This is a genomic window from Actinomycetes bacterium (assembly GCA_036000965.1).
Taxonomy (GTDB): Bacteria; Actinomycetota; CALGFH01; order CALGFH01; family CALGFH01; genus DASYUT01.
On the sequence record DASYUT010000219.1, the window covers coordinates 1 to 9,534 of the forward strand.

A 9,534-nucleotide genomic window follows, 5' to 3' on the forward strand; every position below is an offset into this window, starting at 1 on the left:
TCCGCCCCGCGACGAGCGCGGCGTAGGTGCTGCCCCAGCCGCGCTGGTGGGCCGGGTCCAGGCTCAGGTGCGGCAGGGACGCAAACGGTGCTGGGGCGCACAGCAGCGCGTCGCCAAGGTCGAACAGGGCGTCGGCGCGGCGGGTAAGACAGGCGTGCAGCTCGGCGCGGAACGCCCGCAGCGGCTCCAGCGCCACCGTGCGCCAGGGGTGGGCGGCCAGGTCGGATGGGTACACACGCAACGGTGCGGCCATCGCGTCTCCTTCGTAGCTTCTGCACAGTTGCTCCCGAAGGATCACACGATGGCCGTTCAACGTCACGGGCTACGCCGCCCGCCCAGCACCCAGGGTTAAAACGCAAGCTTAGACGTCGTTGCGCTCCCCGTTCAGGTGGCGAGAGCCGCTTGAAGCAGACAAGTCCGCAGGCCAGCAGCACGAACGCAAACCACCGCTCCGAACCCCGATCCCACCGCATCCCCAACCGCCGGTAGCACGACAGCCACGACAACGTCCGCTCGATCCGCCACCGGTGGCATCCCAGCCTGCTTGACGACTCCACTCCACGCCGGGCGATCCGCGGCGTGATCCCGCGACGACGCAGCCAGGCACGGTTGGCGGCATGGTCGTAGGCCTGGTCCGCGTCGACCTTGCCGGGCCGGGATCGCCGCCGTCCCGACGGCGTGCGTACCGCGGGCACGTCGTCCAACGCCCGCGAACACGGTGGTGTCGCCCGCGTTGGCGGCGGTGACGGCGGCGGTCAGCGGCAGGCCATGCCGCTCGCTGACCAGGTGGAGCTTGGACCCCGGCTTGCCGCGATCGACGGGATTTGCGCCCACGTGGCCCCCCCACGGTTGGCGCCCACGCTGGCGGAGTCCACGCTGGCACGCCCGACCTACTCGTCGGCGACGTCCGGAGGTTCTCCCGCACCGTCCGAGACCTGGCCTAGCGAAGCCGCTCGGCGCGGTGTCAACGGCCCCGCTAGCAGGCGCCGAGGAGGCGTTGGAGGGTCAGCCGGCGAAGAACTCCTCCAGCGCGGGGGCGATGGCCTCCGGGGCGACGTTGTGTTCCTGCCCCTCCAGGACCCGGTGCCGCCCCTCGGGCAGGAGACCCACGATCGCTCGCGCCGTCTCGTGCATCCACGGGGGGCTCGCCCCACCCGTCAGCACCAGCGTGGGCGTGGTGACCGAGGCGACCCGCTCGGCCGGCACCTCATAGTCGCCCATGATAGTGGCGTCGTAGGCAAGTGTGTGGGCCAGGGCCTCCTGCGCCTGCCAGAACGGCGCGTTGCGTGCCTGGGCGACGAACTCGTCGGGAAGGCGCACCACCTTGGCCATGAAGAACTCGACCGCGTCGCCGCGCCGACCCTGCGAGACCAGCTCGGTGTAGACCTTGGCGGTGTCCGCCGGCGGCCGGGGGCCGCCGTCCTGGAGCCGGTAGGGCGGCTCCCACAACCCCAGCTTGCTGATCGCAAGGCCGCTGGCCGCGGCCTCGAGCGCCAGGGCCGCCCCGGAGGAGCTGCCCCACACGCACGACGATCTACCGGCCGCCGTGACGACCGCATCGAGATCCTCGACCTCGCGCTCGACGGCGTATGGGGGGCGTGTCCCCGCTGTCGCCTCGACCCCGGCGGTCGTAGTTGAACACCGTGAACTGCCGGGCCAGCAGCGCCGCCAGGGGCGCGTTGACCATCCGGTCGGTCGACCCGCCGCACACCAGGATCACCGGCGGTCCCTCGCCCAACCGGTCGAACGCGATGGTGGTGCCGTCGCTGGAGGTCACGCTGTCCATGTCATTGCTCCTTGGCTGGCCGGTAGGTGAGGATCAGGACGCCGGTACTGCTCGTCTTGCTGTCGACGAGCCGCAACGCGGCCCTTGGGTTCCCGTCACGGAACAGGCGCCTCCCGCTCCCCAGGACCAGCGGGTGGAGCATCAGCCGGTACTCGTCGACGAGGTCGTGGCGCATCAGCGTCTGGGCCAGCTCGCCGCTGCCGATGACGTGCAGGTCCTTTCCGGGCTGCTGCTTGAGCTTGGCGACCGCCTCGGCGACGTCGCCCTTGAGCAGGGTCGCGTTGCGCCACTCCAGGGGCTCCTCCAGGGTCGTGGAGGCGACGTACTTCGGCAGGTTGTTCAGGGTGGCGGCGATGGGGTCGTCGTCGGGCTGCGACGGCCAGAACCCCGCGAAGATCTCGTAGGTCTTCCGCCCCAGCAGGAACCCGCCAGCGGTGGTCATCCCTTCGGAGATGGCGTTCCCGGCGGCCTCGTCGAAGTAGGGCATCTGCCAGCCGCCGTGCTCGAACCCTCCGCTGCGGTCCTCCTCGGGGCCGCCTGGCGCCTGCATGACCCCGTCCAGCGACAGGAACTCGGACACGATCAGGTTCACGGGACCTCCCTCATTGGGGACGACATTGCCTGCCTCTGCTTGGACCCCGATCGACCGGAAACTCATCGGTCGGCCGGGAGCGTCTGGGGGAGGCCGAACGCCCCGAGCAGCTGGACGCCGAACGAGGTGATCGCGCTCACCAGCCCATTCTCGATCTCGAGCACGTTGAGCCCGAGGACCCGGTACCGGTCGTCGCCCTCCCGCCGGACGTAGACGGCCACCGCCGGCTGCCGGTTGGCGGCCGTGGGCACGCATCGCAGCCGGCCCGGGTAGTTCGGCGAGGTGGGATGGATGTAGCGGTCGAACAGGGTCACCATGGCCTCGCGCCCGTCGTACCAGAGCGGGTGCGGTGGCATCGCCTGCCGCGCGTCCTCGCGCAGGAGCGCGGCGAACGCGGCCACGTCGGCCCGGTCGTGGGCGTCCATGAAGCGCCGGAGCACGGAGCGTTCGTCGTCGGTCGGCCCGGTCGCCTGCGTCCAGTCGAGCCGCCGTGCGGGCAGCCGCGCCCGCATCGTCGACCGGGCGCGCTGGAGCGCGCTGTTGACCGAGGCCACGCTGGTCTCGAGCAGGCCGGCGGTGTCCTTCGCCGACCAGCCCAGCGCATCGCGCAGGATCAGGATGGCCCGCTGTCTGGGCGGCAGGTGCTGGATGGCGGCCAGATACGCCAGCTCGATCGTCTCGCGGGAGACGACCACGGCATCGGGCTCAGCGTCGCTCGGGGCGGCCTGGTCGAGCAGGTGGTCCGGGTAGGGCTGGAGCCAGGGCAGCTCGGCGGGCGGCGCGCCCACGTCCGGCCGCTCCTCGAGCGGTAGGTCCACGCCGGGGTCGCGTGGGGGGACGTCGGCGACCAGGACGCGGCGCGGGCCGCGCTGGAGGGCGGTGAGGCAGGCGTTGGTCGCGATCCGGTACAGCCAGGTGCGGAACAGGGAGCGGCCCTGGAAGCTGGAGCGGCTCCGCCACGCCCGCAGCAGGGTCTCCTGCACCAGGTCCTCGGCGTCCTCGAACGAGCCGAGCATCCGGTAGCAGTGCACGTGCAGCTGCCGCCGATAGCGCTCCGCGAGGGCCGCGAACGCCGCCTGGTCGCCGGCTCGCACCGCGGCCAGGATGGCGGCGTCCTCGGTCTGGTCGGTCGGGGTCACGGTGCGACTGTACTGCCTGATCCCCGGCACGCTGACGGCCATTGCGTGACTCAGGCCGCAGTGGGGTGGCGCTCGAGGTCCCGGTAGGTGGCCAGCACGTTGAGCCGGTGCAGGTCGTGAACCAGCCAGTTGATGCGGGCGGCCGGGTGCCAGCGCGGGAACCCGTGCCCTGGGGGCAGCGGCACCGTCTGGACCGTGGCCAGGGCGCTCAGCCCCAGCCAGCGGGCGTGGGTCACCGCCTCCAGCAGCTCGCGGGGGTAGGCCATCCAGGCGTCCAGGGAGCGCGCGTCGGCCAGGGCCGTGCCTGGGCACGATCGTCTCGACGTCCAGGGTGCTCTTGAAGCGGGCCAGGGTGTCCAGGTAGCGGGCGGGCCCACCTCCAGCAGCATCGGGGCGGTCCGTTCATGGCGCGGCTGCTGGCGATCGAGGAGGACCCCTGACGCCGAGCCGGCCACGGTCGCGGCCGGTGCGGTGACCGCAAGGGATCTCGCCGCGCTGCGCGGCTGGGCGGGTCGGCCCGCGACTTCGGCGCGGCAAGAGTCCTGGGTTGCGATGGACCGCTCTTGGAGTGCCCCGACCGGGCAGTGACCGCCTCAGCAGGTCACGTGGAGCAGGCCGATCACGGCCCCTTCGGCCTGGTTCCAGGCCGGGATGACCTCCGGTGTCGGCAGCAGCTGCACCTGGCAGCCGTGGCGCTCAAGGTAGGCAGCCGCCTCCTGCGACAGCGTGACCGTGCCGGACTGCCCCGCACCGATGAGCAGCCGCGCCGCCCCCTGCTGGTAGACGTGCTTGGCCTCGGCCAGCGAGATGGTGTGTGAGGTGCCATAGACGGCCTTGGACAGCTTCTTCTTGCGCTTCTCGACCCTGCCGCCGAGGCGAATGAGCACGTCGTGCTCGTCGTGCTCGTAGGGCTTCCCGTCGATGGTGACCGAGCCGAACCGTGTTCGGTCGATCCTTGGCTGCATCGTGCGCCTCCCCACCTCGCCTCCCATGCGGCAGGCGAGCGCGAGCCGATTCCGGACGTCGTCGCCTTGGCGGAGCTGCTGGCCGTTGATGGCCCTGGACGACGTCCTGGTCGGCATCGACAACCCCCGCAAAGCTACACCCTCGCAGGACGGCCCGGGCCTAGGCGCCGTACACGGAGGCGAAGAGGTAGCTCACCGCCAGGCTGCGGTGCGGCCGCCACGCCTCGGCGATGGCCACCACCTCGGCTTGACTGGGGAGGTGGTCGAGCCCGTACGCGCGCTGGATCGCCTTGCGGAGCGCAAGATCCCCCGGCAGCACGACGTCGTCGCGATGCAGGGCGATCGCGAGGAACCCCTCGGCGGTCCACCGGCCGACGCCCGGGACCTCGGTGAGGCGCGCCACGACCTCCTCGTCGGGGAGCCGCTCGAGCTCGGCCGGGTCGAGCCGGCCGTCTACGAACCGCTCGGCGAGCTCGCGCAGCGTCTGCACCTTGCGGCGGGACAGCCCGGCGGCCCGGATGTCCTCAGGGCTGGCGGCCAGCAGGTCCCGGGGCGTGGGCAGCTGCCCGCCGAAGCGGTCCAGAAGGCGGCCCAGCAACGTCCGCGTGACCGCCACGGAGAGCTGCTGCCCGATGACCTGGAAGATCAGCACGCCGAAGGCGTCCATCTCCGGCAGCCGCTCCAGCCACGCGTTGGGGTCGTAGTCCGGGTTCGCGTCGATCAGCGCGGCGATGACCGGGTCGGCCTCCCGCAGGGTCGCCAGCGCCGCCGTCTCGCCACCCCTCACCTGCTCGCTCACGCGACCCCTCGATCCCGTCCGCCGATCCGGACCATGCTCATCGGAGGCAGCGCCGCCGTGGCCGCCCGTATTCCTGATCGACGGGGTCCAGGAGGCCGCGGCGACCAGGGCGGCGTGAGCGACCGCCAGCCAGTCGATGGTGGGCCGGCGCGAGCAGGGCGGCCAGCAGACGCCGGCAGTGTGTCCAGGCTTGCGAGATCGCGGAGCTTGCTGGCCGTCTTCCAGGTCCTCGTCGTGGCGGCTACGCCGAGCCGCCGCTCGAGGTAAGCGTTGCTCAGCCGTGGTCCTGGCCGACCTGCGGGCCGGGGAGCCGTTCACGACCGCCATGGAGGGCTCGCCGTGCGGCTGCCGATGCCGCCGGTTGCCTGCTTCGTTGACGGCTGGTCGTGGCCGTCGAGCGCGGGACCCCGCTCGGCGACGTGCTCCGCGTGCAGGCCGTCGACGCCCGTGAGCAGTACAAGCGCGACCTGATCGAGGCCGGCGGTCGCTGCGAGGCCCTCATGCTCCAGCCGGCGGTCTTGCCCATGCCCTACGGGTGCCCCGACCCGTGGTGGCTGGCCCGGGTTGTCGCGGCGCGCTGGTGCCCTTGACAGGGAAACCTCCTGGTCACAGCCGGTTCCCGAGGTTGTCCAGGGTCGTGCCAGTAAGCACCTGTTGCCCATCGCCGTCGCCCAGGCTCGGCGGATCGCCGTGGAAACGCGCTGGTCATCGCCAGTTTGCCTATCGTCGTCCCAGGGGTGACCGGCAACGCATGGGCAAACCCACGACCAGCAGAAATGCCTCGTCGGCTGGGCCTTGCGGGCGGGTTGTGGCCGATGGCGGCCGCGCTCGGCGCCTGCAGGAACGCGCCGGTGCGCTCGGCTTCGACGACCTTGGGGCCTACCTGCAGGCCCGCTGCGACGCGGGTTACTGCGTGCCGCGGATCGCCACGGAGCTTCGGATCAGCGACTGGCAAGTGCAGGCGGCGCTGGCGCCGTCCGGGGTGCGGCTGGCGCCCCGCCGGCAGCGGCTGGCGCAGCAGCGACGCCGGTACACCGAGGAGCGGATCGCCGCCCGCGTGGCTTCGCTGGGCTTCGCCGAGGTGGGAGTCTACCTGGCCAACCGGGTCGTGGAGCAGGGGTGGCTGCTGGCGGAGGTTGGGGCGGAGCTGGGGCGCATCGGCTGACGGTGCGGCGGCTGCTGGACCGCCATGGGATCCGACGGGTACGGCGAACGCCCGCCGAGTGGGCGGCGGCTGCGGGGCGGCGAGTGCAGTCGGTGGCATGGCAGGCGCGTCGGGCGGCGCGGCTGGCGGAGCTCGGCTTCGCGGATCTGGCCGCCTACCTCCAGGCGCGCTATGTGGAGCAGGGGTGGTCGGTCAAGCGGATGCGGGCCGAGCTTCGGGTGGCCGCAGGTGGCTGATGGGGGAGTTGTCGCGACTGGGGCTACGGCCCTGACTTGGAGGTCCAACTGACCGACGCTTGGCCTGGACAGTGGGCGAGCGTGGGGCCGCAGCGGTGCTGCGGTAGGGTCGTGTCCTCGGCGTTCTTGCCCGGGTTCACAGGGTTCGAATCCTGGACACGGGGTCAACAGATGGGACTGGAGCGCGACCAGCGACTTGGACCCCCGAGCTGACTGGCCATGCCGTATCGAGATCCTGCAGGTCCGAACGTCCGTCCGCGTGAGGTTCCTGATCCGCTGGGGTACCTGAGCGGCTGGTGAACGAGTCGTGAATGAGCACGGCAGCACGATCGACCACGGTCTGCAGCCCGGCACTGGATCGTCGTCGGTGCTGGACGCTCGTCGGCGTAGGCGCACGCGTGGACGCCCCATCAGCGTGATCGAGAGGTGAGGATCCGCCGGACCGCATGCGAGGTCTTGGCCTGCTGGTCATCGTCGGAGCAAGACGGCTTCCTCGGGTATTCAAGGCGGGCCGGGCGGCCCTCCTCTCCGGTGCAGTACTTCGGTGTCGGGCGCTTGCCGTATCGACCGGGCGGCCCACCGCGCGCATGCTGTACCAGACCAACCGGTTCAAGCGGAGGAGGTACACCCATGTCCGGTCCGTTCCAACGCATGGCCCACAAGCCGCGGCGGCTGCTGGTCGGCGTCGCTGTCCTCCTGCCGCTGGTTCTGGCCGCAAGCGGCGCCGAGGCGGCCGCCTGCAAGAAGGTCAGCGGCAGCTTCACCCTCACCCCGCTCACCGGCCCGGCGTGCGTTTCGCCGGTCGGGATCTGCGCGACCGGCGCGTACAAGGGCGGCATCAAGGCCACCTCGGTGTTCACCGGGACCAGCCTGATCCAAACCGTGGACACCCCGACCACCGCGGTGGTGCTGCTGACCGGCGACAACTTGCTCACCGCCGGTGGTGGCACGCTGTCGACCAAGGACGCGATCGTGCTGCGCACCAGCGGTGCTGGCGACTTCGCCGAGGTCGACACGGTGGTGGCCGGCACCGGGCAGTGGGCTGGCGCCACCGGGGTGCTGCGCGCCCAGGGCACGTTCACCGCCACCGCCGGTGGCGGTGGCGACTACGTCGGCGAGCTCTGCACCCCTTAGGGAGCTGCGGATGGAGCTTCAGGGCAACGCGCTGGTCACCGCGGCGCCAGCGGACTTGGGCTGGCCTGTGCCCGCCGGCCGCTCCGCGACGGCGCCACCCGTCACCATCGTGGGCCGCATGGAGGGTCGGCTGCGGGCGATGCCGCCGGCGACAACCCCGGGCGACTCGAGGAGTGTCTCGCGGCTCGAAGATCAGCAAGAATCGTGGCCGTGGATCAGCCGGCGCCGCCGACGGGGGACTTCGATGTCAGGCACTGGGAGAGCATCCCATGGGGTCAGCCACACTTCGCATCCGGCTGCTGGGTGAGCTGGACCGAGTCCGACGCCCCATGATGACGCGACCTTGGTGAGGATCCTTGCCTGGACCGCGACGACGGCGCCATCGAATGGATCGCTCACGACAACGCGTCGATGCGTCGGCTTGCCGATCCCTCGGGAACCTCCGCCGGCCGCGCGCCTGCTCCGAGACCTGCCGGACCTGGCCGCAGGGCAGGTGTAACAGACAGCCGGCCAGCCGGGACTACTGACCCAATCACGGTCGCAACAGCGACGGCCGCCACACCGTAGCCCGGAGGTTGCTATGCCTGAGCTGTCGTTGGCCGCTGTCGCGGCCGTGGCGGCCGTCGCCTTCCTTGTCCCGCTGCTCCTCGGCCTGGCCCCCGGCCTGCGCCTGCCCTCGGTGGTGCTGGAGATCGTGATCGGGATCGTGCTCGGCCCCTCGGTGCTCGGCTGGGTCCGGGTCGACGTGCCGCTCCAGGTGCTGTCGATCCTGGGCCTGGCGTTCCTGCTGTTCCTGGCCGGCCTCGAGGTCGACGTTGACCACCTGCGCGGCAAGCTGCTCGGCCTGGTCGCCACCGGCTTCGCCGTGTCGTTTGCCATCGGGCTCGCCGTCTCCGCCGGCCTGGCGGCGGTCGGGCTGGTGGACACCCCGCTGCTGGTTGCGATCATCCTGACCGCGACCTCGCTTGGGGTGGTCATCCCGGTACTTAAGGACGCCGGACAGGTCGAGTCGGACTTCGGCCAGCTGGTGATCGCGGCGGCCTCGATCGCCGATTTCGGTGCGGTGATCCTGCTGTCGCTGTTCTTCTCTCGGGAGGCGACCGGGCCGGGGGCGCAGCTGCTGCTGATCGGCGGCCTGGTGCTGCTGGCGGTCGGGGTCGGCGTCGGTGTGGCCAGGGCGGGCCGCTCGCTCCGCCTGTCGGCGGACCTCGGCCGGCTGCAGGACTCCAGCGCCCAGATCCGGGTGCGCGGCGCCGTCCTGCTCCTCGCCCTGCTGGTCTTGGTCGCCCAGCGGCTCGGGCTGGAGACAATCCTGGGCGCCTTCCTGGCCGGAGCGATCCTCAGGGTCGTCGACCGGGACGAGATGATGACCCACCCGAGGTTCCGGATGAAGCTGGAAGCCCTCGGCTACGGGTTCCTGGTGCCGTTCTTCTTCGTGGTCAGCGGGGTGCGCTTCGACCTCCGGGCGCTCACCGGTGACCCGGCCAACCTGCGCCTGGTCCCTGTGTTCCTCGCCATGCTGCTGATCGTCCGCGGCCTGCCAGCCCTGCTGTACCGGTCTCGCGTGGGAAGCCGCCGCACCGTCGCCCGCAGCCCCCGGCGCGACGCGGCGCCGCCCAGCGAGCTGTGGAACGCCGACGGCTTCCGCGGTGCCACCCTCCGCTTGGGCGAGCTCGTGGGCGTGCCCGGCTAGCCGGGCGGCCGCTTTCGAGTTCCCG

The 9,534-nt window shown here is 71.6% G+C and carries 11 protein-coding genes and 1 pseudogene; 5 read left to right on the forward strand and 7 right to left on the reverse strand.

Annotation, left to right across the window (positions count from 1 at the left end; all coding sequences use genetic code 11):
* The 7 genes and pseudogenes from VG276_20035 to VG276_20065 all read right to left on the reverse strand — a co-directional run.
* Positions 1–253, reverse strand: a 253-nt coding sequence (locus tag VG276_20035; GenBank protein ID HEV8651616.1) for a hypothetical protein, incomplete at its 3' end; no start/stop codon positions are given.
* 752 nt (positions 254–1,005) lie between these two features.
* Positions 1,006–1,786, reverse strand: a pseudogene (locus tag VG276_20040) (alpha/beta hydrolase).
* A gap of 1 nt (position 1,787) precedes the next feature.
* Positions 1,788–2,378, reverse strand: a complete 591-nt coding sequence (locus tag VG276_20045; protein HEV8651617.1) for a dihydrofolate reductase family protein — start codon at positions 2,376–2,378, stop codon at positions 1,788–1,790.
* Between the two features lie 62 nt (positions 2,379–2,440).
* On the reverse strand, positions 2,441–3,517 hold the full coding sequence (locus VG276_20050) for a sigma-70 family RNA polymerase sigma factor (GenBank protein ID HEV8651618.1): 1,077 nt from the start codon (positions 3,515–3,517) through the stop codon (positions 2,441–2,443).
* Between the two features lie 50 nt (positions 3,518–3,567).
* Positions 3,568–3,783, reverse strand: a complete 216-nt coding sequence (locus tag VG276_20055; protein ID HEV8651619.1) for a hypothetical protein — start codon at positions 3,781–3,783, stop codon at positions 3,568–3,570.
* 327 nt (positions 3,784–4,110) lie between these two features.
* A complete protein-coding gene (locus tag VG276_20060) occupies positions 4,111–4,599 on the reverse strand; it encodes a hypothetical protein (GenBank protein HEV8651620.1) in 489 nt (162 codons plus the stop codon).
* A 43-nt stretch (positions 4,600–4,642) separates the two neighbouring features.
* Positions 4,643–5,281: a DNA-3-methyladenine glycosylase 2 family protein gene (locus VG276_20065; GenBank protein ID HEV8651621.1), complete on the reverse strand. Its 639-nt coding sequence runs from the start codon at positions 5,279–5,281 to the stop codon at positions 4,643–4,645.
* A gap of 386 nt (positions 5,282–5,667) precedes the next feature.
* Between VG276_20065 and VG276_20070 the strand changes: the two genes are divergently transcribed.
* The 5 genes from VG276_20070 (at position 5,668) to VG276_20090 (ending at position 9,509) form a co-directional block, all read left to right on the forward strand.
* Positions 5,668–5,871: a hypothetical protein gene (locus VG276_20070; protein HEV8651622.1), complete on the forward strand. Its 204-nt coding sequence runs from the start codon at positions 5,668–5,670 to the stop codon at positions 5,869–5,871.
* Between the two features lie 218 nt (positions 5,872–6,089).
* Positions 6,090–6,446 (forward strand): hypothetical protein, encoded by a 357-nt coding sequence (locus VG276_20075; GenBank protein HEV8651623.1) that lies wholly within the window; start codon positions 6,090–6,092, stop codon positions 6,444–6,446.
* A 92-nt stretch (positions 6,447–6,538) separates the two neighbouring features.
* Positions 6,539–6,682, forward strand: a complete 144-nt coding sequence (locus tag VG276_20080) for a hypothetical protein (GenBank protein HEV8651624.1) — start codon at positions 6,539–6,541, stop codon at positions 6,680–6,682.
* 630 nt (positions 6,683–7,312) lie between these two features.
* Positions 7,313–7,816 carry a hypothetical protein gene (locus VG276_20085; protein ID HEV8651625.1) on the forward strand — a complete coding sequence of 168 codons (504 nt, stop codon included), beginning with the start codon at positions 7,313–7,315 and terminating at the stop codon, positions 7,814–7,816.
* 580 nt (positions 7,817–8,396) lie between these two features.
* Positions 8,397–9,509: a cation:proton antiporter gene (locus VG276_20090; GenBank protein HEV8651626.1), complete on the forward strand. Its 1,113-nt coding sequence runs from the start codon at positions 8,397–8,399 to the stop codon at positions 9,507–9,509.
* Positions 9,510–9,534: the final 25 nt, after the last annotated feature.

What these genes read in the sequence shown, in the direction of transcription:
- VG276_20055 (HEV8651619.1), bottom strand. Translation starts at nt 3,783, where the DNA reads ATGGCCTACCCCCGCGAGCTGCTGGAGGCGGTGACCCACGCCCGCTGG.
- VG276_20060 (HEV8651620.1), bottom strand. Translation starts at nt 4,599, where the DNA reads ATGCCGACCAGGACGTCGTCCAGGGCCATCAACGGCCAGCAGCTCCGC.
- VG276_20085 (HEV8651625.1), top strand. Translation starts at nt 7,313, where the DNA reads ATGTCCGGTCCGTTCCAACGCATGGCCCACAAGCCGCGGCGGCTGCTG.
- VG276_20090 (HEV8651626.1), top strand. Translation starts at nt 8,397, where the DNA reads ATGCCTGAGCTGTCGTTGGCCGCTGTCGCGGCCGTGGCGGCCGTCGCC.